General features: G+C 60.9%; 13 protein-coding genes and 2 pseudogenes. 11 read left to right on the top strand and 4 right to left on the bottom strand.

What is annotated here, in order from left to right; genetic code table 11:
* Positions 1–74 precede the first annotated feature (74 nt).
* Together ACW8PS_RS12560 and ACW8PS_RS12555 are read left to right on the top strand one after the other, a co-directional pair.
* A pseudogene (locus ACW8PS_RS12560) lies at positions 75–506 on the top strand (IS5 family transposase); the annotation flags it as partial.
* A 50-nt stretch (positions 507–556) separates the two neighbouring features.
* Positions 557–661: pseudogene (locus tag ACW8PS_RS12555) on the top strand (IS630-like element ISSpo6 family transposase); the annotation flags it as partial.
* A 48-nt stretch (positions 662–709) separates the two neighbouring features.
* Here the strand turns inward: ACW8PS_RS12555 and ACW8PS_RS12550 are convergent.
* The 3 genes from ACW8PS_RS12550 to ACW8PS_RS12540 form a co-directional block, all read right to left on the bottom strand.
* Positions 710–1,675 carry a KpsF/GutQ family sugar-phosphate isomerase gene (locus ACW8PS_RS12550; RefSeq protein ID WP_491527794.1) on the bottom strand — a complete coding sequence of 322 codons (966 nt, stop codon included), beginning with the start codon at positions 1,673–1,675 and terminating at the stop codon, positions 710–712.
* 93 nt (positions 1,676–1,768) lie between these two features.
* Entirely contained in the window at positions 1,769–2,725 is a 957-nt protein-coding gene (locus ACW8PS_RS12545) for a ParB N-terminal domain-containing protein (RefSeq protein WP_491527793.1), read from the bottom strand.
* A gap of 54 nt (positions 2,726–2,779) precedes the next feature.
* Positions 2,780–4,177 (bottom strand): AAA family ATPase, encoded by a 1,398-nt coding sequence (locus ACW8PS_RS12540; RefSeq protein WP_491527792.1) that lies wholly within the window; start codon positions 4,175–4,177, stop codon positions 2,780–2,782.
* Between the two features lie 405 nt (positions 4,178–4,582).
* Here ACW8PS_RS12540 and ACW8PS_RS12535 point away from each other — a divergent pair, with 405 nt between their 5' ends.
* The 6 genes from ACW8PS_RS12535 (at position 4,583) to ACW8PS_RS12510 (ending at position 10,474) form a co-directional block, all read left to right on the top strand.
* Positions 4,583–5,572, top strand: a complete 990-nt coding sequence (locus ACW8PS_RS12535; RefSeq protein WP_491527791.1) for a replication initiator protein A — start codon at positions 4,583–4,585, stop codon at positions 5,570–5,572.
* A gap of 297 nt (positions 5,573–5,869) precedes the next feature.
* Complete coding sequence (gene rfbC / locus ACW8PS_RS12530) at positions 5,870–6,436, top strand: dTDP-4-dehydrorhamnose 3,5-epimerase (protein WP_491527790.1); 567 nt, start codon at positions 5,870–5,872, stop codon at positions 6,434–6,436.
* 1 nt (position 6,437) lies between these two features.
* Positions 6,438–7,478: a dTDP-glucose 4,6-dehydratase gene (gene rfbB, locus ACW8PS_RS12525; protein ID WP_491527789.1), complete on the top strand. Its 1,041-nt coding sequence runs from the start codon at positions 6,438–6,440 to the stop codon at positions 7,476–7,478.
* Positions 7,475–8,326, top strand: a complete 852-nt coding sequence (gene rfbD / locus ACW8PS_RS12520) for a dTDP-4-dehydrorhamnose reductase (protein WP_491527788.1) — start codon at positions 7,475–7,477, stop codon at positions 8,324–8,326. Before rfbB ends, rfbD begins: the two co-directional genes overlap by 4 nt.
* A complete protein-coding gene (gene rfbA, locus ACW8PS_RS12515) occupies positions 8,323–9,195 on the top strand; it encodes a glucose-1-phosphate thymidylyltransferase RfbA (RefSeq protein ID WP_491527787.1) in 873 nt (290 codons plus the stop codon). The genes rfbD and rfbA overlap by 4 nt, the downstream gene beginning before the upstream one ends.
* Positions 9,196–9,220: 25 nt before the next feature.
* Positions 9,221–10,474: a glycosyltransferase family 4 protein gene (locus ACW8PS_RS12510; protein ID WP_491527786.1), complete on the top strand. Its 1,254-nt coding sequence runs from the start codon at positions 9,221–9,223 to the stop codon at positions 10,472–10,474.
* A 4-nt stretch (positions 10,475–10,478) separates the two neighbouring features.
* On the opposite strand, the gene ACW8PS_RS12505 is transcribed toward ACW8PS_RS12510, so the two are convergent.
* On the bottom strand, positions 10,479–11,570 hold the full coding sequence (locus ACW8PS_RS12505) for a polysaccharide biosynthesis/export family protein (RefSeq protein ID WP_491527785.1): 1,092 nt from the start codon (positions 11,568–11,570) through the stop codon (positions 10,479–10,481).
* A gap of 120 nt (positions 11,571–11,690) precedes the next feature.
* Here ACW8PS_RS12505 and ACW8PS_RS12500 point away from each other — a divergent pair, with 120 nt between their 5' ends.
* From ACW8PS_RS12500 to ACW8PS_RS12490, 3 genes are all read left to right on the top strand, one after another.
* Positions 11,691–12,524, top strand: a complete 834-nt coding sequence (locus ACW8PS_RS12500; protein WP_491527784.1) for an NAD-dependent epimerase/dehydratase family protein — start codon at positions 11,691–11,693, stop codon at positions 12,522–12,524.
* Positions 12,521–13,135: a sugar transferase gene (locus ACW8PS_RS12495; protein ID WP_491527783.1), complete on the top strand. Its 615-nt coding sequence runs from the start codon at positions 12,521–12,523 to the stop codon at positions 13,133–13,135. Before ACW8PS_RS12500 ends, ACW8PS_RS12495 begins: the two co-directional genes overlap by 4 nt.
* A 99-nt stretch (positions 13,136–13,234) precedes the next feature.
* Positions 13,235–15,418 (top strand): glycosyltransferase, encoded by a 2,184-nt coding sequence (locus ACW8PS_RS12490; RefSeq protein ID WP_491527782.1) that lies wholly within the window; start codon positions 13,235–13,237, stop codon positions 15,416–15,418.
* Positions 15,419–15,787: the final 369 nt, after the last annotated feature.

Here is a 15,787-nt window from a genome sequence, read left to right as displayed (position 1 = left end):
CTCGGCGATGCCCGCATCGCCTGCCGGGTAGTGGATGGCACCATTGTATCAGTTCATAAAAAGGCAACAGGCGCAAAAGGCGGACTCGAAATCAGTCCATAGGGCGCTCGCGCGGCCGGTTGACCAACAAGATCGTGGCGCTGGTGGACGCGCTTGGTAATCTTGTACGTTTCCTGCTGCTGCCGGGACAGGCGCATGACATGAAGGGCGAGGCCCCGCTGATCAAGGGCGTGTCATTCGCCCCTTTGCTGGCGGATAAAGCGTTTGACGCAAACTGGCTGCTGGAGGAGTTGATCGACCGGGGCGCAACCGCCGATATCCCGCCGGAATCGAACCGGATTGTGCAGCGAGAATACGATGAGGAGGCCTATTGCTGGCGGAATTTGGTTGAAAACTACTCCTCCAAAATCAAGGATTTTCGTGGTATCGCAACGCGTTACGATAAAACCGATAACAGCTACGCTGCCAACTGGAACCTTGTCGCGGCGTTCATCGCATCAAGATGAATGTCCACAGGCCCTAATGGGTCCTGACCCCATTCTCTGACACACCTGCCAGCCTTCTCAAAGCCCACCTTCGAAGGATCGGAGCCAGAACATTTGACCAGATGTTCGACGCACTCGCCGAAACCTGCGACCTCTTCACGCCAGACGAATGCTGAAACTTCTTCTGTGAGGCAGGATATGGGTCAGGTTAAAAGTTCGGCGCTTTAAACGATACCGGCCCGCAGGCAGTCGTGCAGATGCAGCAGCCCCACGGGCGCGCCCTGCCCGTCTACCACGAACAGCGCGGTGATCTTGTTTTCCGACATCACGGCCAGCGCCTCGACGGCCAGCATGTCGGGCCGCGTCGTGCGCGGGGTTTTCGTGGCCACCTGCCCTGCCCGCTTGCTCATCAGATCGGCCATGTTGCGGCGCAAGTCACCATCCGAGATCACACCGACCAGGCAGCCCTGATCGACCACGCCGGCGATGCCGAAGCTCTTCTCGCTCATCACCAACAGCGTCTCGGGCATGACCTGATCGGGGCTGACCAGCGGCAATGCGGCACCCTCATGCATCAGCTGGGACACTTTCGACAGCTGCGCACCCAGTTTGCCCCCTGGGTGGAAGGTGCGAAAATGTTCGGCCAGAAACCCGCGCCGTTCCATCACGGCGACGGCCAGCGCATCGCCAAGCGCCAGGGTCAGCGTGGTCGATGTGGTGGGCACCATGCCGATGGTGCAGGCCTCGGGTGCTTCCGGCAAGGTCAGGCACAGATCCGCGGCGCGCATCAACGTGCTGTCAGGCTTGCCCGAGATGCCAATCATCGGGATCGAGAAGCGCGCGACATGGGCCACCACGTCCTTCAGCTCGGCGGTTTCGCCGGAATTGGAGATCAGAATGCACAGATCATCCGGCATGATCATGCCCAGATCACCATGGCTGGCCTCAGCCGGATGCACGAAGGTCGAGGGAGTGCCGGTGGAGGCAAAAGTGGAGCTGATCTTGCGCGCGATATGGCCGGATTTCCCGATCCCCGACAGGATCACGCGGCCCTTGACCGACAACACGGCCTCGACCGCGGCGGCGAAATCCTCGGGCAGGGCCTCGGCCATGTGCATCAACGCCTCACCTTCGATGCGCAGCACGCGGGCGGCCGTGTCTCGGATCATGTCAGCAGCAGAATTACTCATGGGGGCACCCCTTAACGGATCAGCGACGGGAAGGGCAGGGGGGAAATGTTTCGCGTGCGAAACGCTCCCCCCCGTTTCGCACGCGAAACATTTTCAACGCGGGTCTTCCAGCCAGGCCAGCAGCCGCGCCTTCAGGTCCGGGGTCAGCGCGGCACCGCTGATGGTCACACCAGAGGCCGTTTCACGCACCGACAGGCCGGGGCGCAACTCACGCATTCCGGGCCGGTTGCCACATGGTTTCGGGGCAGGGGCCAGGGCTTTGGAAATCAGCGCCTGTTCGGCCTCGATGCTGTCAGGGGCGGCGGATATAAGGGTCAGTCTCAGTCTCTCTGCAAGGAGTTCAGACCCTTCCATCGCCTTGGCAAGCCGCAGCCCCAGGCGCTCGGTCAGAGATGCTGGAAAGCGCAAGACCCCATCGAGCGCCGCCACGACCGGCATGAAAGACCCGATCTTGGAGCGCCGCGCGCGTGAGGCGGAGCCAAACAGCCCCTGCAACGCTGCGCGCCGATCAGCAAACACGCCTTGTTCCACCGCCTTCAGGGCAATTCTCGCACGCTCGAAATAGGTCAGGCCAACCCGGATTTCGTTTTCCTCGACCATCGCCAAATAGGCATCAGCCGAAGTTTCAGGAGTTCGCAACAGAGCCTGAATAAGGGAAAAAGACTCTTCTCCGGTTTCAACATGCAGCCTGCGCAAGGCCGCCAGACGACGCCAGCCAGAGATCAGGCCATAGCGCCCATCCTCCAGCGCCACGACCTCGATGGGGGTCTGCTGGCCGCGTGCGCGCAGGCTGTCGATCAGCGCTTTCAGATCATCATCATCGGCCAGGATCCGGTCGCGAACCAGATAACCCTCATCAATGCTGGCAAGCGGCAGGGCTTGAACCAATCGCCCTTCGGCGCGGGCACGGGCCATCTCGGCGGTAACTTCCTGAAGCGCGGAGATGGTGGAGGCATCGCCCGTTACATGCGCGATGGGCGGCGTTGAGATCGGGGCATCCTCCTCCCACAAACCGATCCTTGCCGGGGTCAGACGTTTGCGCTTTGCCATGATGCTCTCCATTAAGTTCAGTCTCTAAAACGCCTGTTAGAGACTGTTTTATTGCTACGCAGCCCCTGCTTTCGCTTCTTCTGCTGCCAGTTCCTCGCGCCGCCAGATGCCCAGAAGCAACCGTTTGAATGCGGCATAGGTGGCGTCAAAGGTCTCGCGCCCACGGACATAGGTTTCGCGGTTGAAATCGCGGTAATCGGCCTCATAGATACCCGAGACCTGTTCGCCCGCCTGACCAATCAGCGCCGTGAACCCCTGCCGGTGCGGGCTGAGGGTTCGGCCCAGATAGGCCTGCATCAAGGCACCAAGCTCGGCCTGCTGGCTGTCATCGTACCTTGTGATCACAGCGCGCACCGCGTCCCATTGAAACGCCATCTCATCACGGCCAAGGGCGCGGGCGGCCATGTTCTCACCCTCCTCGATCGAGGCGAAGGTGGAATGCAGCATGTCGAAGAAGCGTCCGGTGCTGTCAAACTCCAGAAATGAGGCCCCAAGCGGGACCAGCAGGATATCGGCAGCCGCCAGCCCGTTGATGGTGAGATACCCAAGCGCAGGGGGCGTGTCGATGAAGATAAGATCATAGGCGTCCAGCACCCCATCGGCAGCAAGCGTATCGGTCAGCGCATCCCAGAGCTTCCAGCCGCGCCCGGCCATCCGCCAGACCGGGATCTGGAACTCGGCCCAGTAGAGATTGAGCTGCGCACCGATGAGGTCGATATTGGGCCAATGGGTTGCCTGGATCACATCCTGGGATGTGATAGTAAGAGCCTCGGACAGGGTCTCATCAAGGGGTTGCGGGGTTTCGCCACGATCCTGCCGGCGCTGGTTCTCGGCCCGCAGATAGGTGGCGTAGTGACGCGCCAGCAGCGGGAAAACGGTTTGCCATTCATCTTCAACCTTGCCGCCAAAGATTGAGGTCATCGACCCCTGACTGTCGAGGTCAATCACCAGCACCTTGTAGCCGTCCAGCGCCGCCGACATCGCCAGATGCGCGGCGGTCGAGGTCTTGCCAACCCCGCCCTTGAAATTGGCGACGGCCACCAGTTTGGCCTCCAATCCTTCAGGCCGGTAGGGGCGGTATTCCTTGGCCTTGGAGCCTTCCGAGGCGAAATGCGCGCGCAGGCGCAGCACTTCATCGAGGGTGAACCACTTTGCGCCGCCTTCGGTCTCTGACTGGCCCTGTGGCAGGTCTGGGTGCAGTTTCAGCACGCGTCGGAAATGGGCCTGCGCCACAGGGATGAGGTAACGGGTGATTTCCCAGGTTGAAAACAACCGCAAGGTTTTGCGGCCATCTTCATTCATGCCGCGCGACGCAAGATCGGATCGGCCCTGGGCACAGGCCCGTGCGATCTGCGCAAACCCGGCCGTTGAAAGGGGCCCGTCGAGATCGGCCAATGCCGCATCGGGATCAATATTGAAATAGGGGGGTAGGCCCCTGCCATCCTTCGCCATGCTCGCAGCCCCATATGCCGTGTTTTCTTCAATATACGCGAAAAGGCGTCACATGGAAGGAAAAGCCGCATATGGTCTGGCATTTCTCAGCAGATTCAGGTGGCTGAGGTTGAAATCATTGAGACGTGTAAAAAAACCGCGGTGTTATATACGTGTTATATATGTGTTAAGCACCTTACAGCTTTTGGCAAGGCATTCTTTTTGCGGCTTTTTTGGGTGTTTCTGAAACCCTATGCGATTCCGAACCCCCGATAAGGTGACTCCGAACCCCCGCTCCTCCGATTCCAAACCCCCGATGGCTGCGCTGGACGCCTCCTGTGGATAACTCTAGGGTGGGTGTTAACAAAACCACGATAAACGTGAGACGCGGCAGTGCCCAGATCCATCGCTAATGCAGGGCCGCTTTTGCCCGATCGCCACCGTCAGGGGGATTTCTTCCTCTGCGATGTCTTCGATGCCATCCCCAAGGATGACATGGCGACGATGGAGCACCCGATTTTCTCGCTTTCCACCCGGCCTGACCGTCGTATCCTGCGCTATGCCCATAATGATGTTCAGATCGAGGTGACGCCGTCGGTCAAGGGGCTGGCCACGATCCATGACAAGGACATCCTGATCTATTGCATCAGCCAGCTGATGGCGGGGTTGAATGCGGGAAAATCCGTCAGCCGCCGCTTGCATCTGCGGGCCCATGATCTTCTGGTCGCCACCAACCGGGAGACCTCCGGTGACGCCTATCGGCGCCTCAAGGAGGCGTTCGAACGGCTGGCGGGCACCCGCATCACCACCAATATTGAAACCGGCCCCCATGAGGTGACAAGCGGTTTCGGCCTCATTGAGAGCTGGGAGATCGTGCGCCATGCAAGGGGCGGGCGCATGGTCAGCGTCGCGGTGACGCTTTCGGAATGGCTCTTTCGCGCGGTCATGGCAAAATCGGTGCTGACGCTGAGCCGGGATTACTTTCGCCTCAGAAAACCTCTGGAACGCCGGATCTATGAAATCGCACGCAAACATTGCGGGCGCCAGGAAAGCTGGCGGATCTCGGTCGATCTGCTGCTCAAGAAATCAGGCTCCGCCAGCCCCCGGCGGGTCTTTCGCAAGATGCTGCGTGACATGATCGCGGCGGCCCACCTGCCCGATTACGAGATGGTAGAGGAGCCCGGCGACATGATCCGGTTTTCCCTGCGCGATGCGGTGGTGGAGGGGTCAGCCCGTGCAGCCCCCGCGCTTAGCCCCGAGACGCTGGACGCAGCCCGCGCCCTGGCCCCGGGATGGGATGTCTATGCGTTGGAAGCCGAATGGCGGGGGTTTTGGGACAGCTCCGGCCGCCCCCGCCTGACCGCGCCGCAAAAGGCGTTTCTGGCCTGGGTGAAACAACGCGTGGCGCGGGGGTAGCAGCCCGCCTGGTGCCGGTCTCTGGCGATGACCGGCGGCAAGGGGCGCGACGGGTTGCGCGATTCTAGGGCGAATCAGTGACGCGATGAACGGGTGCAGGTCTATCGAAGCCGGAACTCTCCAGCGGCCGTAGAAAGACCGCTTCACTCCGATCCCGCACATGCGAAACGGAAGTAAGAAGACCCGGCCTTTCTATCGGGTTCTCCACTTTCTGTTGCGCCTTTCGGCGCTCGTGACGTTCTGAGATGGGTTTGATAAGCAATGCGAAACCTTAATCCAAAGATTCCGGAGGGTCCCGTGCTGATCGAAGATACCCCTCTTGATGGTGTCAAAATCCTGACACCCCGCCGTTTCGGCGATGCGCGCGGGTTTTTCTGTGAAAGCTGGAATAAACGGGCCTTGGCCGACCAAGGGCTGCATTTCGATTTCGTGCAGGACAATCATTCGCTGTCTGCACAGGCCGGCACGGTGCGCGGGCTGCATTTCCAGGCCCCGCCCAACGCACAGGCCAAGCTGGTGCGCTGCGGGCGGGGACGGCTTTTTGATGTGGCGGTCGATATTCGCAAAACCTCCCCCACCTATGGCCAGTGGTTCGGTGTGGAGCTGAGTTTTGAGAACGGCAAACAGGCGCTGATCCCGGCGGGGTTCCTGCACGGGTTTGTCACGCGGGAACCCGATACCGAGATCATTTACAAATGCACTGATTATTATGCGCCTGAAAGCGATGGCGCGGTGCGGTTTGATGATCCTGACATCGAGATCGACTGGGATATGGGCGATGTGACCCCGGTGCTGTCCGACAAGGATGCCGCGGCCCCATTGTTCAGGGATTTCGACAGCCCGTTTGCCTGGGAAGGGGCCTGATATGAAGCTTCTCGTAACCGGTGGCGCGGGTTTCATTGGCTCGGCGGTGGTGCGTCTGGCGGTGGCGCGCGGTCATCAGGTGATCAACCTTGATGCGCTGACCTATGCTGCCTGTCTTGAGAATGTGGCCTGTGTCGCGGATAGCCCGCTTTATGCGTTTGAGCATGTCGATATCCGCAATCGCCCGGCATTGGACACTGTTTTTGAGCGTCACAAACCCGATGCCATCATGCATCTGGCCGCGGAATCGCATGTTGACAGGTCCATCGACGGGCCGGGCGATTTCATCGAGACCAATATCACTGGCACCTATAATATGCTGGAGGCGGCGCGCGCCTATTGGGCGGGGCAGGGGCGGCCGGAAAACTTCCGGTTCCACCATATCTCCACCGATGAGGTCTTTGGCAGCCTTGGCCCGGAAGGCCAGTTCACCGAGGAAACCCCTTACGACCCCCGCAGCCCCTATTCGGCGTCAAAAGCCGCCAGCGATCATCTGGTGCGCGCCTGGGGGGGAACCTACGGGCTGCCGGTTCTGCTGAGCAATTGCTCGAACAATTACGGGCCCTATCACTTCCCCGAAAAGCTGGTGCCGGTGGTCATCCTGCGCGCGCTGGCGGGCGATCCTATCCCGATCTATGGCAAGGGGCAGAATGTGCGTGACTGGCTCTATGTCGAGGATCACGCCGATGCGCTGCTCTGCGTGTTGAAAAAGGGCGCGATTGGCCGGTCTTACAATATCGGCGGCGAGAATGAGGCGAAGAATATCGAGATCGTGCAGATGATCTGCGCCATTCTGGATCGGGAAAGGCCCCAAAACAGACCCTATGCAAGCCAAATCGCCTTTGTGGAGGACCGCCCCGGCCATGATTTGCGCTATGCCATCGACCCCACACGTATTGCTACGGAACTGGGTTGGCGGCCTTCCGTGACGCTGGAGGAGGGCTTGGAAAAGACCATCCGTTGGTATCTTGAGAATGAGGGCTGGTGGCGTGCATTGCAGGCGCGCGACGGTGTCGGGCAACGGTTGGGAACGGGCGCATGATCCTCGTGTTTGGCAAGACCGGCCAGGTGGCGCGGGAATTGCAGCGTTTTTCCGATGTCACGGCGCTTGATCGGGAGGTCGCTGACCTGACCGACCCCAAGGCCTGCGCCGCCGCTATCCACAATCATAAACCGACAATGGTGATCAACGCGGCCGCCTATACCGGCGTTGATGCCGCCGAAAGCGATGAAGCAACCGCAATGCTGGTCAATGGCGCGGCCCCCGGTGCGATGGCCCAAGCCTGCGCGGCGCTGGACATCCCGCTCGTTCACATCTCGACCGATTACGTTTTTGACGGGGCGGGTGAGGGGGCATTTGCCACGGATGCTGCGACCGGCCCGCTTGGCGCTTATGGGCGCACGAAGCTGGCCGGTGAACGGGCCGTGCGCGGGGCAGGAGGGGTTCACGCCATCCTGCGGACCTCTTGGGTGTTCTCGGCCCATGGCGCGAATTTCGTGAAAACCATGCTGCGGCTTGGGGCAGAGCGCGACGCGCTGAACATCGTATCCGATCAGATCGGCGGCCCGACGGCGGCGGCTGAAATCGCGGCTGCATGTGTCTCTGTTGCAGAGCAATTGGCGCAAGATCCGGCCAAATCCGGCACCTATCATTTTACTGGTGCCCCGGATATGTCCTGGGCTGGTTTCGCGCGCGAAATCTTTGCCCAGGCCGGGATCGCCTGCACCGTCACCGATATCGCGTCATCGCAATACCCGACGCCTGCCTTACGACCGGCCAATTCCCGGCTAGACTGTAGCGATACGTTCCGCGTCTTTGGCCTTGCCCGCCCCAATTGGCGAGAGGGGCTGGCACGGGTGCTGACAGAGATTAAGGCGCAGGATACATGATCACACGCAAGGGCATCATTCTGGCGGGCGGATCCGGCACACGGCTGCATCCGATCACGCTTGGCGTCTCAAAACAGTTGCTGCCGATCTATGACAAACCGATGGTCTATTATCCCCTGTCGGTGCTGATGCTGGCGGGCATCCGCGAGATTGCCGTTATCACCACGCCGCATGATCAGGAACAATTCCAGCGCACGCTTGGCGATGGCGGCCAATGGGGGATTGACCTGACCTATATTGTGCAGCCCGCCCCTGAGGGCCTGGCACAGGCCTATCTGCTGGCCGAAGACTTTCTGGCTGGTCACCCGTCGGCCATGGTTCTGGGTGATAATATCTTCTTTGGCCACGGGTTGCCTGAATTGATGGCCAAGGCCGATCATCAGCCCGCAGGCGGCACGGTGTTCGGCTACCATGTGGCAGATCCCGAACGCTATGGCGTCGTTGAATTTGATGGCGCGGGCAATGCGCGGGCAATCATAGAAAAGCCTGCAAATCCACCCTCGAACTATGCCGTGACAGGGCTTTATTTTCTTGACGCAACAGCGCCGGACCGGGCGCGCGGCCTGACCCCTTCGGCACGCGGTGAGGTTGAGATTACGGACCTTCTGCAAACCTACCTGACCGAGGGCAGCCTTGCGGTGCAGACCATGGGGCGCGGCTATGCCTGGCTCGATACCGGCACCCATGGCAGTCTTCTGGATGCTGGAAATTTTGTGCGCACGTTGGAATCCAGACAAGGCTTGCAGGTGGGCAGCCCCGATGAGATCGCCTTTGATCAGGGCTGGATCACTGGCCGTGATTTGGAAACCCGGGCGTTATTGTTCGGCAAAAGCAGCTATGGCCAATATCTTCTGGGGCTTTTGCGATGATGTGCGGTGACAGGCAAATGCCGAAATGAAACTGCTCTTCATCCACCAGAACTATCCCGGCCAATACCGGGAAATCCTGCACTGGCTGATTGCCCAGGGCGGCCACGAGATCGTGTTTCTGACCCAACGCAAGGGCGTGCCGGAGGTGCCTGGCGTCAGGATCATCCGCTACAGCCCGCATCACCGCCCGGCCGAGGATGCCTATGGGCTGTCGCGCTATTGGGAGGAGTGCGCAGGCTCTGGCTATGGTGCCGCGCTGGCGTGTCAGGCACTCGACAAGGACGGCTTCAAACCCGATGTCATCCTCGGCCATGTCGGATGGGGCGAGCTGACCTTCACCAAGATCGTCTGGCCCGATGTGCCGGTGATCGGGTTCTTTGAATATTATTTTCTGGCCAAGGGCGGATCGGTGGGGTTCGACCCGGAATTTCCCGCCAGCCCGCATATCCCCTTCATCATGCATGCCCGCAACGCGGTGAATTTCATCAATCTGGAAACCGTCGATCTGGGCCAGTCGCCGACGCTGTGGCAGCGAGACACCTATCCCGAAAGCTTCCACTCCAAGATCTATACCTGCCATGACGGTATCCGCAGCGACCTGCTGCGCCCCAATCCGGGTGCCTCGGTGATGCTGGATCGCCTGGGCCGCGCCGTCACCCGCGGCGATGAGATTTTTACCTATATGGCGCGCAACATGGAACCGACGCGCGGCTTTCACATCTTCATGCGCGCGCTGCCCCATATCCTTGAGGCGCGACCGAATGCGCGGGCGCTGATCATCGGCGGCAACGAGACCTCATATGGCAAGAAAAGCGACGCGGAAGGCGGCTATCGGGCCCAGATGGAGCGCGAGGTTGGTGCCTCCGTAGATTGGTCCCGGGTGCATTTTCTGGGCCGGGTGCCCTATGCCGATTACCAGAAGATCATCCAGATCAGCCGCTGCCACATCTACCTGACCGTGCCTTTTGTGCTGTCCTGGTCCCTGTTGGAGGCGATGTCGATGGGGGCCACCATCGTGGCCTCAGACGTGGCCCCGGTGCGTGAGGCGATGACGCATGGGAAAACCGGGTTGCTGGTCGATTTTTTCAACCCCGAAGCCCTGGCGGCCCAGGTTGCCGAGGTTCTGGCCACCCCCGAAGATTACGCCCATCTGGGGCGTTCCGCGCGCGCGCATGTCGTTGAAAACTACGATTTTCTGACCCGCTGCCTGGCGGTGCATATCGACCGTATCAATGCGCTGGCCCCGCAGGTGCGCCCGATTGCCTTGCCGGGCGCGTGATGCGTCAGAGGCTGCCGACGCTGCGGGCCAGCCCGAAGGCGCTGCCGATCAGGCCAAAGATTGTCTGCGCCGAATTGACCGGGCTTTCGGTGGCCAGCACCAGATCGCCGGAATGGATGCGGAAATTACCCGCCGAGAAAAGACCGTCCGAAGTGGTCAGATCGAGCGTAAAGACCACGCGTTCCTGACGTGGCCCCGGTGCGCCCGCGCGCAGGGCGCTGGCCGGGTATTCACGCAGGATCAGGATGCCTTCGGGATCGGCGCGGCTGGAATTGACGCCGCCGATGATCGCCATCGCATCAAGGGCTGTCACGATATCCTGCTCGAACGGGTGCTGATCCTGACGACCGGCAGCACCGAGCGACAGGAAATAGCGCCGGTCGCCCTCGATGATCACCCGGTCGCCGCCGACCAGGAGTGTGTCCAGCTGCGGCTCGGAGTACAGCCGGGTGATCGAGGTGCCGAAGAGATTGCCCTGACGCATCAACCGGATCTGCGGATTGTTCAGATCGGCGCGCACACCGCCGCCTTCCGAGATCAGGCTGAGAACGGTATAGGCCCGGTCGGGCATCGGATAGGATCCGGGCGAAGATACGCCACCGACCAGATCAACCGAATTTCCCCGCCCTGCCGCCATCGAAAGCTGCACCTGTGCCGATGGCACGATCGCCTCCAGTTCGCGCTGCAACCGCGCCCGCGCGGCCTGTGGGCTCATGCCGGAAACGCGCTGATTGCCGATATAGGGCATGAAGATCGTGCCATCGGCGCTGACACGCATTTCCTCCAGCGCCACGACGCGCTGTTCGGCAGAGGTCAAGAGTGAGTTGTCGTTGCTGTCCCAGATCGAGATCGAGACCATGTCGCCGGGGGCAATGACCTGGCTGCGCGATCCGGCGCTGGCGGTGATCCAGTTCAGATCAGGTTCGCCGGTGACGGGCCATTCGGCAAGTGTTGGCAGAAAGGCGCGGCTGACAGGGTAGACAGCGAAATCGGCTTCGGCATTATCAGCGCGTCCGATGATTTCGCGTTCCATCCCGGCACCGCGGGGCAGCGAACAGGCCGCCAGAAGAAGACACAGACCCAGGAATCCACTCATCCGCGCAAATCGTGTCATCGTGTCCATACGCTCGCTGTATATTGAAGGGCTGCCCTGTTTTGACGCAAAATACGGGACGCGCCCAAAGGGTCAATGATTTCGGTGCAGAAAGGTCATTTTATGCGAATTCTGGTTCTGGGGGCCACAGGTCGGATTGGCGGCATGCTGCAATGGGCCTGGGCGGATGCGGCCGGGGTTTCCCCGCTTTGGCAAACACGCGGAGAGGCCGGCGCGGGCTGGATAGGTTGTGATATCCTGCACGACCCGGAAGGGTTGAAAGCGGCCTGTGCGCGCGCCGATGTGATCCTGACGCTGGCCGGTATCACGCCGGTCTCGGGGGCTGATATGGGCTTGAACAGCGCGCTGGCGCTGGCGGTGCAGAGGGCCGCGGGGGGGCGGCCACATCTTCTGGCGTCTTCGGCGGCGGTGTATGGTCGCGCGGGCGGCCCCTGCCGGGAAAGCGACGCCGTGCAGCCTGCGGCCCCTTACGGCATCGCCAAGCGGGCGATGGAACAGGCCGTGCTGGCCGAGGCTGGCCCGGTCACCTGCCTGCGGATCGGCAATGTTGCGGGGGCCGATCAGATATTGGGCAGGGCAGGGGCGGCGCTGACGCTTGACCGCTTCCCGGGGGGCCGCACGCCAAGACGCAGCTATGTCGGCCCGGCCACATTAGCGCGGGTTCTGGCCGATCTGGCGCGGGCGGCGGGGCAGGGCAGGGCGCTGCCCGATATCCTCAATGTCGCCTCCCCCGGCACGGTCGAGATGGGCGCACTTCTGGATGCCGCTGGTCATTCCTGGACGCCGCGCGCCGCGCCATCTGATGCAATTGCCGAGGTCGCTCTGGACATCAACGCCCTCAGCCGCTTTACCCGGGCCGATCCCGCAACGGGCACTGCCGCCGCCCTCGTGGCCGAATGGCGGGCCTATCAAGAGGCTGCAATCCCCCCGACATGACCGTGCGCAAACGCATTTTCGATCTCTTTTTCGCCAGCCTTCTGGTGGTGATCCTTGGCCCCATTATCCTGTGGCTGATCTGGGTGATCTGGCGGCGCGAGGGCGGTCCGATCTTCTATGCGGCCGAGCGCATGAAGACACCGACGCAAAGCTTTCGGTTATGGAAATTTCGCACCATGAGCGTGGTTGCGGATGACAGCGGCGTTTCAGGTGCGGACAAGGCGGCGCGGGTCACGCCAACCGGTGCCTGGCTGCGCCGCCGCAGGCTCGATGAATTTCCGCAGCTGTGGAATATCCTCAAGGGCGATCTCAGTTTCGTCGGCCCCCGCCCGCCCTTGCGCGAATATGTCGAACGTTTCCCGGAGATCTACGCGCAGGTGCTGAAAAGCCGCCCCGGCGTCACCGGGCTGGCCACCATCGCCTTTCACAAGCACGAGGAACGGTTGTTGAAACCATGCACCACGCCGGCAGAAACCGATGCCGTCTATTGCCGCCTCTGCATCCCGCGCAAGGCCCGGCTCGATCTGATCTATCAACGCAACCAAAGCACCTGTTACGATTTTGATCTGGTCTTCCAGACTATCGGTAACCTGTTTCGGCGCAGGGGTTGATGGACAGGCAGGCAAGGCGGGGATACATCTGCGCGCGGCCCGTTCGGAGGCCGGAAACTGATTTCAACGGGCCGTTGGCCCAGACGAAGGGCATGATCCGTGCTGAACCGTATCCGGGGATTATATGTGCGCTACGCGGCACATCACCGGCATGAGGCGGAGGCGGGCATGGATGCAGGCCGCTTGCCCATTCCGCTGCGCTTCCTGGTCGATGGCTCCAGGGCCTTGCCAGCAATCGCCTGTTGGTTTGTCACCCGAGATCCGGTTTGGCGCGCGCGCGTAAAGGCGCGCCTGCACCTCAATATCACGCCCGTGGCCTTGCCAATGGATGACCGTCTTTTCCCGAAGGAACCAGCCCGTGCCGTGGTGCCCGACACTCCGATAACCATTGTCCTGCCGGTCTATAACGCCTTTCACCTGCTGGCTGAGGTGTTGGCCCGTGTCGAGACCCACACCGATCTGCCCTGGCATCTGATCGTGATCGAGGATTGTTCGACCGACGGTCAGGTCCGCCCGTTTCTGCGCGATTGGGCCAGCGCACGGCAAGGCACTGTCACCCTTCTGGAAAACCCGGAAAACCTGGGCTTCATCGGCAGTGTCAACCAAGGGCTGGCTTTGGCGCTGAAGCGGGGCCATCCCGTCATCCTGCTCAATTCCGATGCGCTGGTGCCGGACGGATGGGCCGGCCGCCTGATCGCACCGGTTATGCGCGATGAGAGCGTCGCCAGCGTCACGCCAATGTCGAACGATGCCGAAATCCTGTCGGTTCCCGAGATCTGTTCGCGCAGCGACCTGACCCCCGGTGAGGCAGAAGCACTGGACACCATCGCACGCCAGTTCGATCCGAAAACCGTGATCCGCGAGGCCCCCACGGGCGTCGGGTTCTGCATGGCTTTGAATGTGGATTTTCTGGCCCGAGTGCCTGAGTTCGACCCCGTTTTCGGGCGCGGATACGGCGAAGAAGTTGATTGGTGCCAGAAGACCCGCGCGCTTGGCGGGCGGCATCTCGGCCTCGGTAATCTTTTTGTCGAACATCGCGGTGGTGAAAGCTTTGGGTCAGAGGAAAAACAGGATCTATTACTAAAGAACGGGTCTGTTATTTCGGGGCGTTACCCGCAGTTTGATCGTGAGGTGCAGGATTTCATTCGTGCCGACCCGCTTATTTCACCGCGTCTGGCGCTGGCGGTGGCGCTGCTGGCCGAACGGGCCGGGGGGCCAGTGCCTATCTATCTGGCGCATAGCCTGGGCGGTGGTGCCGAACATTTTCTGCAACGTGGAATATCCGAGGATCTGGCGCAAGGTCACGGCGCGATCATTCTGCGGGTTGGGGGTGATGAACGCTTCCAACTGGAGATTCATTTGCCGGATGGGCAGATCGCAGGAACAACCAATAATCTGAATTATGTTAAAACCATACTAGATCCGGTGCGTCGCCGGAAGATCGTCTATTCCTGCGGTGTTGGAGATTCAGACCCCGTCACACTGCCCGACATTCTCCTTGGGCTCTGCCGTGCCGAGCATGGCGACCGGATTGAGGTCTTGTTCCACGACTTTTTGCCGGTGTCGCCCTCCTACTGCCTGCTAGACCAGGATGGGGTTTATCGCGGTCCGGTTATCGCAAGCCAGACGGATACGGGGCATGTCTCTCGGCGCTCCGATGGGTCTGCGGTCAGTCTGATGGCCTGGCAAAAAAACTGGGGCAAACTGCTGCAAGCGGCACACCGCGTGACCGTGTTCTCCGAGGATAGCAAAACCCAGGTGCTGTCAGCCTATCCCGCGATAGGCGATAGGCTGGTAGTCGCCCCCCATAGCCTGCTGAGCGAGGTGCCGCGCCTTGCCACTCCTGCGCCGGGCCGAACGGTGATCGGGGTTCTGGGCAATATCGGCTATCAGAAAGGTGCGGGCCTTCTGAATGATCTAGGCCGTCGCCTGAACGCACATCCCGACATGTCATTGGTTCTGGTGGGTAATATCGATCCGCAATACCCCCTGCCCCGATCGGTGCCCATTCATGGCGACTACCAGCTTGATCAAATAGGGGATCTGGTGGCGCGCTACGGCATAACCTGCTGGCTGATCCCGTCGATCTGGCCGGAAACCTTTTCCTACACCACGCATGAGGCGCTGGCGACCGGCCTGCCCGTCTATGCCTTTGATATCGGCGCGCAGGGCGATGCCGTGGCTCGCGCGGCCAATGGCCACCCAATTCCTTTTGCACCCGATGCAGATTTGGTTCAGAACATCCTGACCAGTATCAAAAAGCCGCACAGGACCAATCCGTGACCAAAGTTTCTGCTCCCCATTCCCGGCTTCGGGCTGCTGGCGTCGAGGTGTTGTGCCGCAATGGCAGACGTGCCAGCAGCCTGCCCCGCGAGACATTGATTGAAGCCCCTGCCAGCCTGAAATGGACGGAATATGAGCATTCTCTGCATCTGGGGGCCTTTTCCTATCAGGTCTCGGGCTATTGTTTTGGGGCCCGGGTCGGGGGCAATCTAGCTAATCTCGGATACATAAGGAACCTCTGAAAAACCTCGGCAATTTGGTGTGATCTGATAGGCTCGGGTAGAACGAACCTGGAGCCTGCGGATGCCCAAACAGATGACTTTTGCCTCTCTTGCCCATGCCACCAAGAAGAAGGTGACACGGCGAGAG

The sequence above is a fragment of the Alterinioella sp. genome (genome assembly GCF_058343375.1).
The sequence above is the reverse complement of the archived record's forward strand: the minus strand, read 5'-3'. Positions and strand labels throughout refer to the sequence as shown.

What these genes read in the sequence shown, in the direction of transcription:
- rfbB (WP_491527789.1), top strand. Translation starts at nt 6,438, where the DNA reads ATGAAGCTTCTCGTAACCGGTGGCGCGGGTTTCATTGGCTCGGCGGTG.
- ACW8PS_RS12510 (WP_491527786.1), top strand. Translation starts at nt 9,221, where the DNA reads ATGAAACTGCTCTTCATCCACCAGAACTATCCCGGCCAATACCGGGAA.
- ACW8PS_RS12505 (WP_491527785.1), bottom strand. Translation starts at nt 11,570, where the DNA reads ATGAGTGGATTCCTGGGTCTGTGTCTTCTTCTGGCGGCCTGTTCGCTG.
- rfbD (WP_491527788.1), top strand. Translation starts at nt 7,475, where the DNA reads ATGATCCTCGTGTTTGGCAAGACCGGCCAGGTGGCGCGGGAATTGCAG.
- ACW8PS_RS12495 (WP_491527783.1), top strand. Translation starts at nt 12,521, where the DNA reads ATGACCGTGCGCAAACGCATTTTCGATCTCTTTTTCGCCAGCCTTCTG.
- rfbA (WP_491527787.1), top strand. Translation starts at nt 8,323, where the DNA reads ATGATCACACGCAAGGGCATCATTCTGGCGGGCGGATCCGGCACACGG.
- ACW8PS_RS12545 (WP_491527793.1), bottom strand. Translation starts at nt 2,725, where the DNA reads ATGGCAAAGCGCAAACGTCTGACCCCGGCAAGGATCGGTTTGTGGGAG.
- ACW8PS_RS12540 (WP_491527792.1), bottom strand. Translation starts at nt 4,177, where the DNA reads ATGGCGAAGGATGGCAGGGGCCTACCCCCCTATTTCAATATTGATCCC.
- ACW8PS_RS12500 (WP_491527784.1), top strand. Translation starts at nt 11,691, where the DNA reads ATGCGAATTCTGGTTCTGGGGGCCACAGGTCGGATTGGCGGCATGCTG.
- ACW8PS_RS12550 (WP_491527794.1), bottom strand. Translation starts at nt 1,675, where the DNA reads ATGAGTAATTCTGCTGCTGACATGATCCGAGACACGGCCGCCCGCGTG.